This is a genomic window from Neorhizobium populisoli (assembly GCF_019430945.1).
Classification (GTDB): domain Bacteria; phylum Pseudomonadota; class Alphaproteobacteria; order Rhizobiales; family Rhizobiaceae; genus Neorhizobium; species Neorhizobium populisoli.
The window spans coordinates 133,482-152,507 of the sequence record NZ_JAHYCB010000001.1; the positions used below are offsets into that span (position 1 = coordinate 133,482).

General features: G+C 61.4%; 15 protein-coding genes and 1 riboswitch. Of the genes, 5 read left to right on the top strand and 10 right to left on the bottom strand.

Annotated features, from left to right (window positions below; translation table 11 throughout):
• Positions 1-2 precede the first annotated feature (2 nt).
• The gene (gene dgcA, locus KX729_RS00625) at positions 3-986 is read left to right on the top strand and encodes an N-acetyl-D-Glu racemase DgcA (protein WP_219740528.1); all 984 of its coding nucleotides are present in this window, start codon (positions 3-5) and stop codon (positions 984-986) included.
• Here the strand turns inward: dgcA and KX729_RS00630 are convergent.
• Entirely contained in the window at positions 956-2,143 is a 1,188-nt protein-coding gene (locus tag KX729_RS00630; RefSeq protein ID WP_219740529.1) for an MFS transporter, read from the bottom strand. The genes dgcA and KX729_RS00630 overlap by 31 nt on opposite strands.
• A 114-nt stretch (positions 2,144-2,257) precedes the next feature.
• A complete protein-coding gene (locus KX729_RS00635) occupies positions 2,258-3,070 on the bottom strand; it encodes a UDP-2,3-diacylglucosamine diphosphatase (RefSeq protein WP_219741178.1) in 813 nt (270 codons plus the stop codon).
• A gap of 229 nt (positions 3,071-3,299) precedes the next feature.
• Here KX729_RS00635 and KX729_RS00640 point away from each other — a divergent pair, with 229 nt between their 5' ends.
• Both KX729_RS00640 and KX729_RS00645 read left to right on the top strand, forming a co-directional pair.
• Positions 3,300-5,627 (top strand): NADP-dependent malic enzyme, encoded by a 2,328-nt coding sequence (locus KX729_RS00640; protein WP_219740530.1) that lies wholly within the window; start codon positions 3,300-3,302, stop codon positions 5,625-5,627.
• Between the two features lie 123 nt (positions 5,628-5,750).
• Complete coding sequence (locus KX729_RS00645; protein WP_219740531.1) at positions 5,751-6,437, top strand: hypothetical protein; 687 nt, start codon at positions 5,751-5,753, stop codon at positions 6,435-6,437.
• Here KX729_RS00645 and bluB read toward each other — a convergent pair whose 3' ends face one another.
• From bluB to KX729_RS00665, 4 genes are all read right to left on the bottom strand, one after another.
• Entirely contained in the window at positions 6,438-7,136 is a 699-nt protein-coding gene (gene bluB / locus KX729_RS00650) for a 5,6-dimethylbenzimidazole synthase (RefSeq protein ID WP_219740532.1), read from the bottom strand.
• A 74-nt stretch (positions 7,137-7,210) separates the two neighbouring features.
• Positions 7,211-7,391: riboswitch (cobalamin riboswitch) on the bottom strand.
• Between the two features lie 17 nt (positions 7,392-7,408).
• On the bottom strand, positions 7,409-8,248 hold the full coding sequence (locus tag KX729_RS00655; protein ID WP_219741179.1) for a TolB family protein: 840 nt from the start codon (positions 8,246-8,248) through the stop codon (positions 7,409-7,411).
• Between the two features lie 14 nt (positions 8,249-8,262).
• Positions 8,263-9,936: an NAD+ synthase gene (locus KX729_RS00660; protein ID WP_219740533.1), complete on the bottom strand. Its 1,674-nt coding sequence runs from the start codon at positions 9,934-9,936 to the stop codon at positions 8,263-8,265.
• Between the two features lie 160 nt (positions 9,937-10,096).
• Positions 10,097-11,470, bottom strand: coding sequence for a class II 3-deoxy-7-phosphoheptulonate synthase (locus KX729_RS00665; protein WP_219740534.1), 1,374 nt, complete (start codon positions 11,468-11,470; stop codon positions 10,097-10,099).
• A 254-nt stretch (positions 11,471-11,724) separates the two neighbouring features.
• Here KX729_RS00665 and KX729_RS00670 point away from each other — a divergent pair, with 254 nt between their 5' ends.
• Complete coding sequence (locus KX729_RS00670; RefSeq protein ID WP_219740535.1) at positions 11,725-13,152, top strand: TadE/TadG family type IV pilus assembly protein; 1,428 nt, start codon at positions 11,725-11,727, stop codon at positions 13,150-13,152.
• 46 nt (positions 13,153-13,198) lie between these two features.
• On the opposite strand, the gene gor is transcribed toward KX729_RS00670, so the two are convergent.
• From gor to rpiA, 3 genes are all read right to left on the bottom strand, one after another.
• Positions 13,199-14,587: a glutathione-disulfide reductase gene (gene gor / locus KX729_RS00675; RefSeq protein WP_219740536.1), complete on the bottom strand. Its 1,389-nt coding sequence runs from the start codon at positions 14,585-14,587 to the stop codon at positions 13,199-13,201.
• Between the two features lie 118 nt (positions 14,588-14,705).
• On the bottom strand, positions 14,706-15,398 hold the full coding sequence (locus KX729_RS00680) for a DUF2059 domain-containing protein (RefSeq protein WP_025603457.1): 693 nt from the start codon (positions 15,396-15,398) through the stop codon (positions 14,706-14,708).
• 18 nt (positions 15,399-15,416) lie between these two features.
• Positions 15,417-16,112, bottom strand: a complete 696-nt coding sequence (gene rpiA / locus KX729_RS00685; RefSeq protein WP_219740537.1) for a ribose-5-phosphate isomerase RpiA — start codon at positions 16,110-16,112, stop codon at positions 15,417-15,419.
• Positions 16,113-16,279: 167 nt separating this feature from the next.
• Between rpiA and KX729_RS00690 the strand changes: the two genes are divergently transcribed.
• A complete protein-coding gene (locus KX729_RS00690; RefSeq protein ID WP_219740538.1) occupies positions 16,280-16,978 on the top strand; it encodes an HAD family hydrolase in 699 nt (232 codons plus the stop codon).
• An 81-nt stretch (positions 16,979-17,059) separates the two neighbouring features.
• Here the strand turns inward: KX729_RS00690 and KX729_RS00695 are convergent, their stop codons facing one another.
• Entirely contained in the window at positions 17,060-19,003 is a 1,944-nt protein-coding gene (locus tag KX729_RS00695) for a L,D-transpeptidase family protein (RefSeq protein WP_219740539.1), read from the bottom strand.
• Positions 19,004-19,026: the final 23 nt, after the last annotated feature.

Sequence of the window (19,026 nt, forward strand, 5' to 3'; positions counted from 1 at the left end):
CCATGCGCCGTAACCTTGAAGCCACAATCGAAACCTTCCCGATCGCCGGCACCTTCACCATCTCGCGCGGCTCCAAGACGGAGGCCGAGGTGATCACCTGCTCCATCTCGGAAGGCAGTGTTTCCGGGCGTGGGGAATGCGTGCCCTACAAGCGGTACGGTGAGAGCATGGACGGCGTGCTGGCGGATATCAGGGCTGTCGGCGATGCGATCCGCAGCGGCCTGACGCGCCTCGAACTGCAATCGCACATGAAACCGGGAGCGGCGCGCAATGCGGTCGACTGCGCCCTCTGGGACCTGGAAGCGAAGCTTGGCGGAACGCGAGTCGCAGATGCAATCGGCGTCACCAGCCTGAAACCGTTCATTACCGCCTTCACGCTGTCGCTGGGCGAGCCGGAAGCCATGGCCGCGGAGGCACGCAAGAACGCCTACCGCCCGCTTCTGAAGGTCAAGCTCGGCACCGACAATGACGAGGCGCGGCTGCGCGCCATACGGAACGCGGCGCCAGCAACGCGCCTCATCGTCGACGCCAACGAAGGCTGGACCGAGGACAATCTCGCGCATCACATGGCAATCGCCGCAGAAACGAATGTCTCGCTGATCGAACAGCCGCTGCCGGCGGGAAAGGATGCAGCCCTTGCCGGAATCCGCCGGCTTGTCACCGTCTGCGCCGACGAAAGCGTGCATGCCACCAAGGACCTTGAAAGCCTGCGCGACCGCTATGACGCAGTCAACATCAAGCTCGACAAGACGGGCGGGCTGACCGAGGCGTTGGCCATGAAAGCGGAGGCGCAGCGGCTCGGGTTTGCCGTGATGATCGGCTGCATGGTTGGCTCGTCACTTGCCATGGCGCCCGCCGTGCTGCTGGCGCAGGACGCCGATTATGCCGATCTCGACGGACCATTGCTGCTGGCACGCGACCGGCCGGACGGCCTGCATTACGAAGGCTCGCTGGTTTATCCGCCGGACGCCGGCCTCTGGGGCTGAAGTCGGGCGGCAAGCGCGATAATGCCGAGGCTCACGATCGACAGCACCGCCATGGCCAGATAGCTCGACGGACCAAATTCTTTGTAGAGCGCGCCGGACAGCAAAGTCGAAAGCGCCAGGAAGACGCCGTTGTAGAAGACGTAGGCGCCCTGCATGGAGGATTCCTGGTCTTCGCGCACCGATTCCACCAGCCGGTGCTGCAAGCCGATATGGACGAAGGCGAAGGTCAGGGCGTGCATGACCTGCAGGACGACATAGCCCCAGAAACCGACGTCCATCGGGAAAATCGTCCAGCGGACAACGGCCATGGCGCAGCCGATGCGCATCAGGCTCCAGGACGGCACATGCCGGGCAAGCCAGCCGGCTGTAAAGAAAACCGTGATTTCGGCAACGATAGCGGCACTCCAGAGCACGCCGATCGAGCCGCTTGAAAAGCCGATCTCCTGCCAATGGATGGTGCCGAACGCATAGAACATGCCGTGGCTCGCCTGCGCCACGGAAGCGCCGATCATCAGCACATGCAGGTCCAGCCGCTTCAGGGAATTCGAGTTCAAGGCCGGATCGGCTGTTGCAGGACGCGCAACCGTTGCCCCGAGTTTCGGCGCGATGAACGCAACGGCGACGGTCATCAGGAAGCCGATCGCCATGGCATATGGGATGACGATGTTCCCCCACAGGCCGCGCAGCTCGCCGACGGCGAGAACCACGCCCATGAAGGCGATGGAGCCCCAGACGCGCATTGCGCCATACTGGAAACCCCAGCGGCGCACACCGGTCACCGCGATCGATTCGACGATCGGTGCATAGGGCGCGTAAACCGCTGCCTGAACGCCGATGACGATCAGCGCCGTCCAGAAATCATTGGTGAAGAACATCGCCAGCGCGGTGAGGAACGTCAACGCGCCCGACCAGGCAAGCATCAACGTTCGCTCCGCCATGCGGTCGGCGAAATAGCCGGCAACCGGTGCTGCCAGCAGACGCAGCAGCAATTGCGCCGTCAGCACCACACCGATCTCGAATTCGCTGAAGGCGAGACCGGCGAGCCAGACGGGCAGGAACGGCAGTATGGCACCGTTCACCCCGAGGGGTGCGGCGTAGGCCAGCGAACAACGAAGCTGAAAAAACGGCGGCGCAGGCGCCTTGTCTGCGGGAATCACGACTTCACGGAAGGGTTGCTAAATCTTCAGCTTACCTAACACGACGGCCACACCCTGCCTATGGCAAGATATGGCCGTTTCGGTACGCTTGTCGAAGTAAAGGTGCGGGCGACGTCAGGCCGCCTGCATATCCTCAACGTTTTTCGGCGCCGGCAGAGCCTTGATCTCGGTGACCTCGGCGGTCGCGGCGATCTTCTGCCACGAAATCAGCTCGAGGGAGCCATCATGATTCTCGACGATCGCGGTGCAGCTTTCCACCCAATCGCCGGTATTGACGTAGTGGATGCCGTCAATGTCCTCCATGATCGCATGGTGGATGTGACCACAGATGACACCATCGACCTCGCTGCGGCGGGCCTCGTCGGCAACGACCCGCTGGAACTCACCGATGAAGTTTACCGCGTGCTTGACCTGCAGCTTGGCCCAGGCCGAGAACGACCAGTAGGGCATGCCGAGGACGCGGCGGACGGCTGCGAGACCGACATTGATGGCGATCGCAGCGTCATAAGCCCAGTCGCCGAGATAGGCGAGGACGCGCATGTTGCGGACGACCACGTCGAACTGATCGCCGTGGATGACCAGATATTTCTTGCCGTCGGCCATTTCGTGGATAGCGCGGTCCTGCACCTCGATGCCGCCGAAATGCGTGCCCGGGAAGGTGCGCAGGAATTCGTCGTGATTGCCCGGAATGTAGACAATCCGCGTACCCTTGCGCGCCTTGCGCAGAAGCTTCTGCACCACGTCGTTGCAGCCCTGCGGCCAGTACCAATTGCGTTTCAGGCGCCAGCCATCGACGATGTCACCCACCAGATAGATGGTATCGGCTTCATGGTAACGCAGGAAATCGAGAAGGAAGTCAGTGCGGGCCGCCTTGGAGCCGAGATGCACGTCCGAGATGAAGAGCGTTCTGAAATGTCTTGTTTCCATTTCACCGGTCACGAAGTCATCCTTTCGCTGCCGTTTTCTTGCTTTTTCAAAACCAGACTCGTGTTTCAGGATGATGACAGGGTGGGGATGAATTTGGCGCCAGATGGTCTTTTGACGCACTTCAAATCCTTCGGCGGAACAAAATAGCTGCTGTTCCACCGGATCGATTGATGTAATGAGGAGGCTCGTTTCGAACCGCCTCAACAGACAAGAAAAGCCAGGAGGAAGCATGAACGCGCAGGATAAACCGACATCGTCGGCACCACCGATTACGGGTGACCTCGACGAGCAGGCGCTGTTCTTCCACCGCTATCCCCGCCCCGGCAAACTGGAAATCCAGGCGACCAAGCCGCTGGGCAACCAGCGAGATCTGGCGCTCGCCTATTCGCCGGGCGTTGCCGCCCCCTGTCTCGCGATCCGCGATAATCCCGATATGGCCGCGGACTACACCGCCCGCGCCAATCTTGTCGCGGTCATCTCGAACGGCACCGCCGTGCTCGGCCTCGGCAATATCGGCCCGCTGGCGTCAAAGCCGGTCATGGAAGGCAAGGCCGTCCTCTTCAAGAAATTTGCCGGCATCGACGTTTTCGATATCGAGATCGACGCCGAAACAATCGAGTCGATGGTGTCGACCGTGTCGGCGCTGGAACCGACCTTCGGCGGCATCAATCTGGAAGACATCAAGGCGCCGGAATGTTTCGAGGTGGAGCGCCGGCTGCGCGCCAAGATGAACATCCCGGTCTTCCACGACGACCAGCATGGCACTGCGATCATCGTCGCTGCCGCCGTGCTGAACGGGCTGGAACTGGCCGGCAAGACCATTTCCGATGTGAAGATTGTCACGTCGGGCGCCGGAGCCGCCGCACTCGCCTGTCTGCATCTCCTCGTCTCGCTCGGTGCGAAGAAGGAGAATATCTGGGTCCACGACATCGAAGGCCTGGTTTATGACGGCCGCAACACTCTCATGGACGAGTGGAAGGAAATCTACGCCCAGAAGACCGACAAGCGCGTGCTGGCCGACAGTATCGACGATGCGGACGTCTTCCTCGGCCTGTCCGCCGCCGGCGTGCTGAAGCCGGAACTTCTGGCCCGTATGGCGCCGAAGCCGTTGATCATGGCGCTTGCCAACCCGACGCCGGAAATCATGCCGGAGCTTGCCCGCGCTGCCCGACCGGATGCGATGATCTGCACCGGCCGCTCGGATTTCCCGAACCAGGTCAACAACGTCCTCTGCTTCCCGTATATTTTCCGCGGTGCGCTCGATTGCGGCGCCCAAACGATCAACGAGGAAATGAAGATGGCGGCGGTCAAGGCGATCGCAGCGCTCGCCCGCGAAGAAGTCTCCGACGTCGCCGCGAAGGCCTATTCAGGCGAAACGCCGACCTTCGGCCCGGACTATCTGATTCCCTCGCCGTTCGATCCGCGCCTGATCCTGCGCATCGCGCCGGCAGTTGCCAAGGCGGCAGCCGAGACCGGTGTCGCATCGCGACCGATCCATGATTTCGATGCCTATCTCGACCAACTGAGCCGCTTCGTCTGGCGCTCGGGCTTCGTGATGAAGCCGATCTTCACCGCCGCCAAGACGGCCGACAGGAAGCGGGTGATCTTTGCCGAAGGCGAAGACGAGCGTGTGCTGCGCGCAGCACAGGTCCTGCTCGAAGAAAAGACCGCCGTGCCGATCCTGATCGGCCGCCCGTCGGTCATCGAGGCCCGCCTGAAGCGTTTCGGCATTCGCATCCGTCCGGATGTCGATTTTGCCGTGGTCAACCCGGAAGACGATCCGCGCTATCGCGAATATGTCGACGACTATTTCGCCGTCGTCGGCCGCAAGGGGATCAACCCGGAAACCGCCCGTACGATCGTGCGTACCAACAACACGGTGATCGGTGCGCTCTCGGTAAAGCGTGGCGAAGCCGATGCCCTGATCTGCGGCGTCGAAGGTGGTTATGACCGGCACCTGCGCGACATCGACATGATCATCGGCAAAAAGCCGGGTGTCTGTGCGTTTTCGGGTCTCAGCCTTGTCATCTCGCAGCGCGGCGCACTGTTCCTGGCCGACACGTTCGTCAATTACAATCCGTCCGCCCAAGAGATCGCCGAGATCACCATTCTCGCGGCCGAGGAAGTTCGCCGCTTCGGCATCGAACCGAAAGCTGCGCTGATCTGCCACTCGAACTTCGGTTCGCGTGATTCCGAAAGCGCCCAGAAGATGCGCGCGGCACTGAAGCTGGTTCGCGAGCGGGCGCCCGATCTCGAAGTCGACGGCGAAATGCAGGCAGGTTCGGCGCTTTCGGAAACGGTGCGCAAACGCGCAATGCCGAACAGCTCACTGACCGGTGATGCCAACCTCCTAATCTTCCCGAACCTCGATGCGGCGAATATTTCGCTCGGCGTGGTGCGCAACATGACCGATGCGCTGCATGTCGGCCCGGTCCTGCTCGGCGCGGCCATGCCGGTGCATATCCTGTCGCCGTCGGTCACTTCGCGCGGCGTGGTCAACATGGCGGCGCTTGCCGTCGTGGAAGCCTCGCAGCCGGAAGTGCAGCATTACGGCTGATCCTTGAAGAAAAGGCGGATATTACCCTGAATTTCAACAGGTCGTGATATCCGCCTTATGATATTGTCAACCGGCCTGCACCATGATGCCGTCTCGTCACCGCAACGACCGCCGGACCCGCCCATGCGCCTTGCCAAGCGCCTTCCCAGTTTTCTGATCGCTGCGCTGCTCATCTCCCCGGCGGCTGCAACGGCTCGCGACATCGCGACCTGTGCGGCACTCTACAAGCAGCTCAACACTGTTCGGCAGGTGATTGGCAATACGGCGGAAATCCGGCGATATGCGCAGGAGCTGGCGCAGACCAATATCCAGATCCGCACCCTTCGCGTCGAGATGCGCCGCACCGGCTGCGGCGGCGGCAGTATCGTCACGCTCGGCGGTGGTGCTTCGGGCATCTGCGACCAGATGCAAAAGGAACTGCAGTCGCTCGAGGGCCAGCGCGATTCGGTGACGGCAGAGCGCAACAACGCCCGGCTCGTCAAGCAGCCCAGCGAACGCGACACGATCCTCGCGTCGATCCGCAGCAATGCCTGCATCCCTTCCGATGTAGAGGAAGAGGAGAAGGAGCGGATGAAGGTTCAAGGGATCGAACTCCCCAAACCGGAACCCTATTCCGGTATCACCGACCTGCGCACCACACCGGCGGCGACGCCGACGAAGGCAGGCACAGAAATCCCGCATCAACAGCCCGGCCCGGAGCGTCCCTACGATCCGAACAAGAAGGTCCGCATGGTCGGCCCGGTCTTCCTGCCGGAAGTGGGGATCGACCTCGCCCACCCGAAATCGAGCGGGCCGCAGCCGCAGCAATAGTCACTCGCCCTGTCGTCGCTCCTCCCAGCGCCCCTCGAAGACAAGCCCCTCCAACGGCAGGCGCTGCCGCCAGCCTTTGACCGCCAGTTCCGGCTCGCAATAAAGCTGATCGACATAACCGAGGCAAAGCCAGGCGACGATCTCGATCCGCTCCGGGATGCCGAGCAGGTTGCGCACGTCAGCATCGCGAAAAATGCTGACCCAGCCGACGCCGACGCCTTCGGCGCGGGCGGCGAGCCACAGATTCTGCACGGCGCAAACGGTCGAGTAGGCATCCATGCGCGGATTGTGAGTGCGGCCCAGCACGACCGGCCCTGCCCGGTCCGGATCACAAGTCACACAGATCGACAGCGGCGCCTTGCGGATGCCTTCGAGTTTCAGGCTGCGATAGAGATCGCCGCGCTCGCCGTCAAACATTGCGGCAGCTTCGTCATTGGCTTCGGAGAAGGCTGACCAGGCGGCTTCACGCATCTCCGCATCGCGGACGAGAATGAAATTCCACGGCTGCATGAAGCCGACCGAGGGGGCGGCATGCGCGGCTGCCAACAGGCGTCTCACCAGCGGTTCCGGCAGCGGATCGGGCAGGAACTGGTCGCGGACATCGCGGCGTGTCTCGATCGCCCGGTAGACGGCGGCTCGTTCGCCTGCGGAAAATTCGGCGGCAGGCTGAAGGGCTTGCCGGACGGGATCAAGCTGCATCGTTTTTCCCCAACAATGCGGGAGCCGCGCGCGCAAGCGCACGATCTCTCAAAACCTCTCCGCCGTCCGCGCGGATCGGTCTATCTCATCAGGCCGGTCTTCTGACTTGGCTTCATCCGCCTCGCCGCAGCCTTCCCGGATCACTCCAGTGGCATTTGCGGCAGCGTCCGCCTCACAGCGCTGGGCACGTTCCGGTATTTCACCGGATTCCCGATTCTCCTGCACGAGGCAGGCACCTGACATTTCGGTTATGCCTGTAGAGAGGATGCGGTTCAAGCCGCTGGTGCGACGGGGAAATAGCGCACATAGGCAAATTCGTCGCCATCCGGTGACCAGTTTGGCGAGTTCATCGTGCCTTGCCCGCCGAAGAGATCGAACAGCGTCTCGACATTGCCGCCATCCATGTCCATCAGCCTGACGCGCACATGAAGGTCGCGCGGATGGTCGAAGACGTCGGCGTCATAAGAAACGAAAACGATCTTGTCACCCCTGGGTGACGGATGCGGAAACCAGTCCCCATAGTCGTTGTCGGTGATCCGCTCGGCCGGGCCGCCTTGTACCGGAACGCGCCAGATCTGCATGAGGCCGCTGCGGCTGGAATTGAAATAAATCCACCTTCCGTCCGGCGAATAGTCGGGGCCGTCATTGCGCCCCTCGCCGAAGGTCATCCGCTGCTCGTCTCCACCCTTGACGCCGATAGTATAGATATCGAACAGATCGCCGCGGATACCACAATAGACGAAACGTTTTCCGTCCGGCGACCAGCCATGCCAGTAGGACGGCAGGTTCGGCGTCACCAGTTTCGGTTCGCCGCCGGCCGCCGGCAGGACGTAGATCGCCGACTTGCCGAATTCGACCTTGTCGGAGATCGCAATGAGGGAACCGTCCGGTGAGATGCCGTGGTCATTGTTACACTGGGCAGCGAAGCCGGTATCGACAGGCTCCGGCTCTCCGTCACCGGCCGGAGACAGGCGATACATCCGGCCGTCGCTGTTCAGCAGAAGATACCGCCCATCCGGCGACCAGTTCGGCGCTTCGAACAATTCCTCCGTTTGCCAGACGATACGGCTCCGGCGCGTACGGATGTTGAAGATCTCGACCGAACTCCGCAGCGCCATGGCCCGCCTCAGCGATCACGGAAGCGGTTGGTGATCGGGTAACGCCGGTCGCGGCCGAAATTCTTCTTGGTGATCTTCACGCCCGGCGCCGACTGGCGGCGCTTGTATTCGGCGAGGTAAAGAAGATGTTCGATGCGGTGGACCGTCGCCGCATCGTGGCCGCGAGCGACGATTTCCTCGGTGCCCATTTCCTGCTCCACCAGGCATTCAAGGATATCGTCCAGCACCGGATAAGGCGGCAGCGAATCCTGGTCAGTCTGATTGGGGCGAAGCTCGGCGGACGGCGCCTTGGAGATGATGTTCTTCGGGATCACCTCGCCGCTCGGCCCGAGCGCCGTCGGCGGGACATTCTCGTTGCGCCAGGCCGAGATCGCATAGACCTGCATCTTGTAGAGGTCCTTGATCGGGTTGAAGCCGCCGTTCATATCGCCATAGAGCGTCGCGTAGCCGACCGACATTTCCGACTTGTTGCCGGTGGTCACCACCATCGAACCGAACTTGTTGGAGATCGCCATGAGGATCGTGCCGCGAGCGCGGCTCTGCAGGTTCTCCTCGGTAATACCTTCGTCGGTACCTTCGAACAATTCCGACAGAGCCGACGAGAGCCCGTCGACCGGCTCGGCAATCGGCACGATGTCGTAACGGCAGCCGAGTGCCTTGGCGCAGTCGGCGGCATCCTTGAACGAGTCTTCCGACGTATAGCGATAGGGCAGCATGACGGTGCGCACCCGCTCCTCGCCCAGCGCGTCAACGGCAATCGCGGCACAGATCGCCGAGTCGATGCCGCCCGAAAGGCCGAGCACGACAGACTTGAAGCCGTTCTTGTTGACGTAATCGCGGAAGCCGAGCAGGCAGGCGCGGTAATCCGCCTCTTCCTTTTCGGGAATGCGCGCCATCGGGCCATGGCTGCAATGCCAGGTCTCATCCTTCCGCTTCCATTCCGTGACGGAAACGGCGGTTTCGAACTGGCTTAACTGAAAGGCGAGCGACTTGTCGGCGTTGAAGGCGAAGCTCGCGCCGTCGAACACCAGTTCGTCCTGGCCGCCGAGCTGTGCCGCATAGATCAGCGGCAGGCCGGTTTCGATCACCTGCTTCAGCACGACCTGATGACGGATATCGACCTTGTCGCGGTAATAGGGCGAACCGTTCGGCACCAGCAGGATTTCAGCGCCGCTTTCCGACAGCGTCTCGCAGACGCCGAGATCGCCCCAGATATCCTCGCAGATCGGAATGCCGATCCGCACACCTCGGAAATTCACCGGTCCCGGCATCTCGCCGGCAACGAAGACACGCTTCTCGTCGAACTCGCCGTAATTGGGCAAGTCGATCTTGTCGCGGATGGCGATGATCTTGCCCCCATCCAGCACGGCGATGGAATTGTGGCGGCCATGCTCGCTCTGGCGCGGAAAGCCGATGATGATACCTGGTCCGCCATCCGCCGTCTCGGCGGCAAGCTCCTCGACCGCCTTGAGGCAGGACTTCAGGAAGGAGGGTTTCAGGACAAGGTCTTCCGGCGGATAACCGGAGAGGAACAGCTCGGTGAAAAGGACTATATCGGCATCCTCGCGGGCCGCGTCGCGACGCGCCTCGCGTGCGAGAGCCAGATTGCCGGCGATATCGCCGACAGTCGGATTGAGTTGTGCAACGGCGATACGGAAGGTCTGGGCGATGTCCTGGGTCATGCTATGGATTTAGCGTTCCGCACCTTGAGCCGCAATGTTGTTCCAGGGATTTTTTACAGACTACGGCATGGTCTCCAGCGGTTTAGCGCGGGACGAAAAACAAAGAAAAAGGCCGGCGATGATCGCCGGCCTTCTTTGATTGAAATCCGTTGTCCGTAGCTCAGCCGTTGGCGACCATGCGCTTTTCATCGCGACCGCTCTTCATCCGCTCGGCAAGCAGGAACGCCAGTTCCAGTGCCTGGTCGGCGTTGAGACGCGGGTCGCAATGAGTGTGGTAACGGTCGTGCAGATCCTCGGCCGTCACCGCACGGGCACCACCGGTGCATTCGGTCACGTCCTTGCCGGTCATCTCGATATGGATGCCGCCCGGATGCGTGCCTTCGGCGCGGTGGATCTGGAAGAAGCTTTCGACTTCCGACAGGATGCGCTCGAACGGCCGGGTCTTGTAGCTGTTCAGCGTGATCGTGTTGCCATGCATCGGGTCGCAGGACCAGACCACCTTCTTGCCTTCCCGCTCGACGGCGCGGATCAGCTTCGGAAGGCTGTCAGCGACCTTGTCGTAACCGAAACGGCAGATCAGTGTCAGGCGGCCAGCCTCGTTGGTCGGGTTCAAAGCGTCGATCAGCTCGATCAGGTTATCCGCCTGCAGCGACGGGCCGCACTTGAGACCGATCGGGTTCTTGATACCGCGGAAATATTCGACATGCGCATGGTCGAGCTGACGGGTGCGGTCGCCGATCCACAGCATGTGGCCGGAGGTGGCGTACCAGTCGCCCGAGGTGGAGTCGACGCGGGTGAAGGCTTCTTCGTAACCCAGAAGCAGCGCTTCATGGCTGGTGAAGAAATCCGTCTCGCGCAGGCTCGGCTGGTTTTCCGACGTGATGCCGATCGCCTGCATGAAGTCCATGGTTTCGCTGATGCGGTCGGCAAGCTTGCGGTAACGCTCACCCTGCGGCGAATCCTTGACGAAGCCGAGCATCCACTTATGGACGTTTTCGAGGTTGGCATAACCACCCATCGCGAAGGCGCGCAGCAGGTTCAGCGTCGCGGCCGACTGGCGGTAGGCCATCATCTGGCGTTCCGGATCGGGCGTGCGGGCGCCTTCCGTGAAATCCGTGCCGTTGACGATATCGCCGCGATAGGTAAGCAGCGTCTGGCCGTCCTGGGTCTCGTGCGAATTCGAGCGCGGCTTGGCGAACTGGCCGGCGATACGACCAACCTTCACGACCGGAAGCTGGGCTCCGTAAGTCAGGACGACGGCCATCTGCAGGAACGAGCGGAAGAAGTCGCGGATATTGTCCGCGCCATGTTCGGCAAAGCTTTCAGCGCAGTCGCCACCCTGCAGCAGGAAGGCGTTGCCTTCCGCGACATTGGCGAGCTGCTTCTTCAGACGACGGGCTTCGCCGGCAAAGACGAGCGGCGGAAAGCTGGCAAGCTGGGCTTCCGTTGCCGCAAGAGCGGCCTTGTCCGGAAATTCCGGAACCTGCTGGATCGGTTTGTTACGCCAGCTGCTCGGGGTCCAATTCTGTGCCATGTCAATCACCTGTCCTGGCCGCGGCGATCGTCTGCCGGGCTACACGCCTCAAAAGTCAGCGGCTTATAAACCTTAACGGCCGCCTTGCCTAGACGCTTCACCACCACACGCCGACTTGATCGTCTGTCTGTATGACAATGACCAAAAATCGACAGATGCGGACAATTGTTCCAGGAACATTAAGAGTGATTTTATCTCCTTTTGAGACAGTCACTCCGAAATTTCAGGGGTGAAATCGTATTTCGGGGCTACCGATGAATGTTATTGCGCGTTTGCTTAAAGACGAGTCCGGCAATTTCGGCATTATGACTGCGGTAATACTGGTACCATTGGTCGGCGCGGCCGGCATGGCGGTAGATTATGGCCGTGCATTGAGCATGAGAACCGATCTTATGGGCGTTGCGGATGCGGCTGCACTTGGCGCGATCTCTGAAGGCTCACCGGGATACAAGGCCTATATGGCCATGACCAAGGACGGCGAAGTACAGATCGCCGAAGCCGACGGAAAGGCCCTCTTCCTTTCTCAGCGCTCCTCTGCCTCCCAGAGCGGCGATGGCCCCATCGACCCCAACAAAAGCAATGGCAACGGCAGTGGTGACGCAATCGCAGAAATGCCGCTGGATGTCGACATCAAGGTCTCCAGGCTGAACGGTATGGTCACTTCGACGGCTGCGTTCACTGCACAGATCCCGACGACCTTCATGCGGATACTCGGCCAGGACTCGATCACCATTTCCGGTGCCGCCACCGCCACCTACGGCGCCCAGAGCAAGAGCTACACCGATTTCTACATGCTGCTCGACAATACCCCGTCGATGGGCATTGCTGCGACCAGCAAGGAAATGCAGCGGATGAAGGCCCTCACCGGCGCCAATGGCGGCCGCGCATGCGCCTTTGCCTGTCATCTCGGCTGGTATGGCAGCGACGGGAAATTCAACGAAGATCAGAACAGCACCTATATCGTCGCCCGCGCCAACAACGTTAAACTGCGTGTCGACGTGGTGGCGGATGCGGCCGCAGCATTGATCAACAAGATCAAGACGCAGATCAGCACCACGACCAGCCAGTACCGTGTCGCGGCCTATTCGTTCGGCAAATTCGCGCTGGAACCCGGTTATCGCATCGACAAGATCTCGGCTCTGACCGTCGACATGAACAGCGCATCCAAGGCGACCGAAAACGTCGCATTGATGACGACCGACCATGACTGGTTCAACGACAACGCGCTGACCAGTTTCGATACGTCGCTGACCGCGATCGGCAAGGAAATCCTGGGGAATGGCGGTACCGGCTCCAGTGCCGCCGATCCGGAAAAGATCGTCTATTTCGTTACCGACGGAATGCAGGACAGCCTCAAGCCCGGCGGCGCATGTGCCGGCAGCTGGGAAGGCAGCAAGGGCCGATGCCACGAGCCCATCGACGTCAAATACTGCCAGGCGCTGAAGGACCGCAATATCAAGATCGCCGTCCTCTACACGACCTATATTCCGCTGGATGGCGACGGCACCTGGGACAGCTACATCAAGAACGTTTTCGCCAGCAAGATCAGCCCGGCCCTGAAGCAGTGCGCTTCGCCGAGCCTGTTCTTCGAAGTCGGCCCGGACGATGACATGGAAGCCGCCATGGTGAAGCTGTTCGTCCAGGCCTCCGCCGGCAAGGCCAGCCTGCGCCTGACGCAGTAGGCCGGTCCCACTTAAACGGCAAACCCCATTAATGCGGCGAGCGCGGTTATACGCGCTCGCCGTTTTTGATCCGATAGCTCGGATTGTACATGGTCACGAGTTCTTCCGACGCTGTCGGGTGGACGGCCATGGTGCGGTCGAAACCGTCCTTGGTGACGCCGGCCTTCAGGGAAATGCCGAGAAGCTGTGCCATCTCGCCCGCATCGTGGCCGAGGATATGAGCGCCGACGACCTTGCGGCTTGCCGCATCGACGACGAGCTTCATGATCATCTTTTCCGTGCGGCCTGAGAGCGTCGCCTTCATCGGACGGAATTCGGCGCGATAGACTTCGAGCTCGTCGTAACGCTTTGCAGCCTCTTCTTCCGAAAGACCCACGGTGCCGATTTCCGGCTGCGAGAAGACCGCCGTGGGGATCAGCTCGTGATCGGGCGCCGTTGGGTTGTTCCTGTACTCTGTCTCGATGAAGCACATGGCCTCATGGATCGCGACGGGCGTCAGCTGTACCCGATCGGTGACGTCGCCGAGCGCGTAGATGTTGGGCACGCTGGTGCGGGAATATTTGTCGACGACGATTGCGCCGCGTTCGTTGACCTCGACGCCGGCCGCTTCAAGACCGAGACCATGCGTATTCGGATCACGGCCCAGCGCCAGCATGACGGTATCGACGGCAATCGTCTCGCCGTTCATCGTCTTTGCTACCAGACCACCGGCGGCATCCTTCTCGACGTTCTCGATAACATCGGTGAGGATGATGCGGATGCCCTTCTCGACCATCGCCTTGTGGAGCCCCTGGCGCATGTCATGGTCGAAGCGGGACAAGATTTCCTTGCCGCGATAGATCAGCGTCACATCGACACCCAGACCGTGGAAGATGTTGGCGAACTCGACCGCGATATAACCGCCGCCGGCAATCAGGATCGAGCGCGGCAGTTCGGGCAGATCGAAGGCTTCGTTGGACGAGATGCAGAGCTCGTGGCCCGGCAGCGCCACGTGCGGGTTTGGTGCACCGCCCGTCGCGATGATGATCTTCTCGGCCGTCACGGTCTTGCCGGTCTTCACCAGCCGGATCGTATGAGCATCGACCAGTTCGGCACGGCTTTCGACGATCTCGGCGCCGTTCATGTCCAGGCCTCGGCGATAAAGACCCTCGAGGCGGGCGATTTCCTTGTCCTTTGCGGCAATCAGCTTCTTCCAGTCGAACCTGGTCTCGCCGACCTCCCAACCATAACCGACCGCATCCTCGAAATGCTCGTGGAACTGGGACGCATAAACGAAGAGCTTCTTCGGAACACAGCCGCGGATGACGCATGTGCCGCCGAACCGATATTCTTCGGCAACGGCGACCCGCTTGCCGAGCGAGGCGGCCACGCGGCCAGCCCTCACACCGCCCGATCCGCCACCAATCACAAACAGATCGTAGTCGTAGGCGGCCATGGTATTCTCCTTGGGAACATATGCGGCGGGGACGACCTCATATAGTGATTGCGCCGCAAAAAGCAAAAGCCCGGATTGCTCCGGGCTTTCATAAAATCCTCGACTATCTTTCGGCCGATCAGGGCTTCGGAGCCGGTGCCGGAGCGGGCTTGGCAGCCGGGGCTGCGGGAGCCGCAGGCTTGGCAGCCGGAGCGGCAGCAGCGGGTTTAGCCGGGGCGGCCGCAGGCTTGGCAGGAGCCGCTGCCGGCTTGGCGGGGGCAGCTGCAGGAGCCGGGGCAGCCGTATCGACAACCGGTGCCTGGATCGGGGTCGCGTCGATGATGCCGCGCAGCTTTTCGCTGCTCTGCGCCGTCAGGTCGCGGGAGATGCCGTTTGCCCAGATCTGGGCGGCGCGGCTCATTTCGCGCGTGATGAGCGGCTGGTTGGTGAGCAGCTTCTTGCCGGCTTCCGTATTAAAGAAGGTGGCGATCGACTTCAGCTCATCAATCGAGAAGGACTTGGCGTAGATCGTCGCGGCTTCCTTTTCCAGATCGGCGCGGCGCGCTGCCAGAGTCAGTGCCTGCTCGTCTACGACGGTCGCAATCTGCGTCTGGAAGTTCGGCGAAGCCTGGATGAACTGGGCTTTCAACCGCTCGGCCAGATTCGGCAGGATGTTGTCGTATAGATCGGTGACGTTGATCGCCGCAATGGCGTCCCGCGCCGCTGCGAGCTGGGCTTCCGAAACGTCCTGTGCGCGAGCCGAGACCGTGAAGGCGCCGGAGAAAAGGATCGCCAGAGCGGCGGCACGGCCGAGAACCGCGAATCTGATCATGAGTTGGTTGCTCCTAGTTTATTTCGCCTTGAGCGTCCGCGCTCCTGCCGGGCCGGCAATGATCGCAAAGGACGCCATATGGATGAACAGCCCGTGTTCAACGACACCGGGAATGGAATTCAGCTCCCCTGAGAGAGCCTCTGCATCAGGAATGCGGCCAAAAGATGCGTCTAAAATGTAGTGGCCGCCGTCCGTCATGAAGTTATCGTTACCGGACATTCTGAGCTTCAGATCGCCGGAAAGGCCGAGTTTTTCAGCCGCACGCTCGATTGCGATGCGCGTCGCGGCCAGACCGAACGGATTGACTTCGATCGGCAAGGGAAACCTGCCGAGCGTGTCGACGAGCTTGGTCTCGTCGGCGATGACGATCATCTGGCCGGATGCCGCCGCAACGATCTTTTCGCGCAGCAAAGCGCCGCCGCCGCCCTTGATCAGGGTCAGGTTGGCATCCAGCTCGTCGGCTCCGTCGATCGTCAGGTCGAGTTCCGGAAGCTCTTCGAGAGATTTCAACGGAATGCCGAGCTCGACGCAGAGCCGTGCGGTGCGCTCGGATGTCGGCACGCCTTCGACCCTGATGCCGCCATGCACCTTTTCAGCCAGCAGGCGCACGAATTCCTCCGCCGTCGAACCTGTGCCGATACCAAGCCTCATGCCGTCTTCGACATGGGCCAATGCGGCCTCGGCTGCCTTGACCTTCATTTCCCGGGCGTCCATCCGCCAAAAGCTCCCCATCGTTTCGCCGAACGCTGTTTACACGCCTCGCCCGGCAAACGAAAGTCCCTTTACCCGGGTTTTAAGGCTGTCGCGAATCTCGCATATTTGCTTTTCCCGGCAGCTTTCCGTAATCGGACACTTTGCCGACCAAGCCCTGCGAGGTTTCATTGACCACCCCTCTCGTCATCTTCGATCTCGACGGAACGCTGATCGATACTGCACCCGACCTGATCGACAGCCTCAACTACACGGTCGAAGCGGTCGACATGGCGCCCTTCACCTTCGAGGACATCACGCATCTGGTCGGCCAGGGCGTGCGGGTGATGATCCGCCGCGCCTTCGAGCTTCGCGAACTGGCGCTCGACCAGGCGACCGAAGATCGGCTCTTCGACCGCTATATGGAGCATTACAAGGACGGCATGCCGGGCCGCAGCAAGCCCTACACCGGCGTGATCGACTGCATGGACAGGCTTTCCGCCGCCGGCATGAAACTGGCAGTCTGCACCAACAAGATCGAGCCGCTCGCCTTTCCGTTGATGGAGGGACTAGGGCTTCTCGAACGTTTCGAGGTGATGACCTGCGGCGACACCTTCCCCGTCCGCAAGCCGGATGCCGGGCATATCCTCGGCACGATCGAGCGTGCCGGCGGCGATCCGGCGATGACTGTCATGATCGGCGACAGCATCAGCGACATCAGGGCCGCCCAGAATGCCGGCATCCCTTCCGTCGCAGTCACATTTGGTTATTCGGACGTCGCCGTCGAAACGCTCAATCCGAGCCATATCATCAGCAGCTACGACCAGCTGACCGTCGAGGTCATCCGCGGCCTGCTTGCCGGCGCATCGAAAGCTGCGGCAGCCAGCTGATATCCTCACTCAAAGCCAGTCACAGAAAAAGGCGGCCATTGGCCGCCTTTTTCGTGTTCATTGTCCGATAGAGGCTCAGCCCTAGACCGAGCGCGCCTTGGTTGTCGCGTCGAATGCCTTTTCCACGGCAGTATCGCGGCCATAGACGTCGTCGAAATATTCGACCGTACCGACCTTATTTGGCCAGGCGGTGAAATACGATACGTAGACCGGGATCCTCACCGGCACCTTGGCGGCGACGTTCTGGCCGTTGGCGATGCGGGCGTTGACGTCGTCGACCGTCGTGCCGAGCACGGCAGCCGCCATCTTGCGCGGCTCTGCAAGGCGCACGCAACCATGGCTCAGCGCACGCATGTCGCGCTGGAAGAAGCTCTTCGACGGCGTGTCATGCATGTAGATCGCATGGCTGTTCGGGAAGAGAATCTTCAGGTCGCCCAGCGCATTGTCGCTCGACGGCGGCTGGCGCACGGAGACCTTGTCGGTCGAGCCGTACCAGTTGACGCTGGTCGAGGAGACCGCCTTGCCGCCGACCGAAACCTCGTAGCCGAGACGGTCGAGATAGCTCGGGTCGGCGCGCAGCTTCGGCAGCATTTCGTTGATGATGATCGACTGCGGAACGCCCCAATAAGGGTTGAACTCGACGGTCTCGATCTCGTCCTGGAAGAAATAGGTCTGGTTCGCCTTGCCGCCGACGACGACGCGCATGGAGAACTGCTCGGCGCCCTTGTCGTGGTAATAGACCGTGTAGGCCGGCTGGTTGATGAACACATACCGCTGGCCGAGATCGTCCGGCAACCAGCGCGCCTGTTCCATGGCGACGACGACCTTCTCGATCTTGTCCTGCGACGTGTGGCCGACCATCTTGCGCACCGTCGCATTGCCGATCACGCCATCCGCCTTCAGACCGGCTTCGGCTTGGAAGGTCTTCACCACGTCCACCAGTTCCGGCGTGTAGTCCGGGGTCTGCTGATAGGCAGCAAGGGTTGCCGCATGCTTGGTCTTCAGCGCTTCAGAACCGGTGTGCTGGATGGCTGCAATGATGCTCGCCAGATCCGGGCTGCTCTTGCCGGGCTTCAGGAGGATATCGTCCGGCAGGGCGATCTTCGGGCTGGTATCGGTCGCCGCGGCGCGCAGCTTGGCAAGCTCGGCCTTCAGCGCCACGTATTGCGGGCCTTTCGGCTCGAGACCCTGCAGATAGGCCGCCGCATCCGTGCCGTCCTTCGAAAACGGCAGGACCGTCGCAAGCTTGACGTCCTTGAGCTTGAAATCGTGATAACCGGAAATCCTGTTCGGATCGATGCGGCCGCGCACCATGTCTTCGGCGAAGGTCAGAACCTTTTCCGACAGGGCAAGCTCGAACTGCATCATGGCGCGGTCATGAGCATCTGCCGGGGATGCCACCGGAGCGGTGGTCGCCGAAGCGTTGACCAGAGTGGCTGGCGCATCCGCCGCAGTGGTGCTCGCGGTCGTCAGCGCCGGAGCCGTCAACGCGTAATCGGCCGGATTGAGACCGAATTCGCCGGCGCGCTGGAAGAGGGCGAGAACGCCCCTCGCCTTGTCGTTGACGTCGCCGCCGGAAATCCAGACCGGCTCCACGGTCTTGCCGTAGAACGCTTCGAGCGCCGCGGCGACCTCTGCCGGGGCCGAAACCTTGGCCTGGGCCAGGAAACGCGTTGCGTCCGTTGCAGTTGCCGCGGCAAAGCCTGCGGTCTTCACAGCGCGTTCGGCATCAGCCTTGTAGGGATAATAACGGGGGCCGGAAACTTTCGGCAAAGGCTCGGGATCGGCGAGCGACTTTTCGCTCGGCATGGCTGCGGTGCGGCCGGTGCCGGTATCGACGCCCGGCAGATTGTTGCTCGGCTGACGGCCGCGGTCATTGCCCGGACCGCCGCGAATGAAATCCATGAGCGTAATGGCATGGGCGGGAGCGGCTGCTCCGGTAAAAATCGAAATGCCCGACACGAGTGCCAGCGCGATCGAAGTTTTCTTGTGTTTGTGCTGCAATGTCGTCCCCGTCACCTGCATCCGCGGGACTGATCCGCGGGCTC

Coding starts and splice junctions, on each gene's coding strand:
- dgcA (WP_219740528.1), top strand. CDS start 3: ATGCGCCGTAACCTTGAAGCCACAATCGAAACCTTCCCGATCGCCGGC.
- KX729_RS00635 (WP_219741178.1), bottom strand. CDS start 3,070: ATGGAAACAAGACATTTCAGAACGCTCTTCATCTCGGACGTGCATCTC.
- KX729_RS00640 (WP_219740530.1), top strand. CDS start 3,300: ATGAACGCGCAGGATAAACCGACATCGTCGGCACCACCGATTACGGGT.
- KX729_RS00645 (WP_219740531.1), top strand. CDS start 5,751: ATGCGCCTTGCCAAGCGCCTTCCCAGTTTTCTGATCGCTGCGCTGCTC.
- bluB (WP_219740532.1), bottom strand. CDS start 7,136: ATGCAGCTTGATCCCGTCCGGCAAGCCCTTCAGCCTGCCGCCGAATTT.
- KX729_RS00660 (WP_219740533.1), bottom strand. CDS start 9,936: ATGACCCAGGACATCGCCCAGACCTTCCGTATCGCCGTTGCACAACTC.
- KX729_RS00665 (WP_219740534.1), bottom strand. CDS start 11,470: ATGGCACAGAATTGGACCCCGAGCAGCTGGCGTAACAAACCGATCCAG.
- KX729_RS00670 (WP_219740535.1), top strand. CDS start 11,725: ATGAATGTTATTGCGCGTTTGCTTAAAGACGAGTCCGGCAATTTCGGC.
- gor (WP_219740536.1), bottom strand. CDS start 14,587: ATGGCCGCCTACGACTACGATCTGTTTGTGATTGGTGGCGGATCGGGC.
- KX729_RS00680 (WP_025603457.1), bottom strand. CDS start 15,398: ATGATCAGATTCGCGGTTCTCGGCCGTGCCGCCGCTCTGGCGATCCTT.
- rpiA (WP_219740537.1), bottom strand. CDS start 16,112: ATGGACGCCCGGGAAATGAAGGTCAAGGCAGCCGAGGCCGCATTGGCC.
- KX729_RS00695 (WP_219740539.1), bottom strand. CDS start 19,003: ATGCAGGTGACGGGGACGACATTGCAGCACAAACACAAGAAAACTTCG.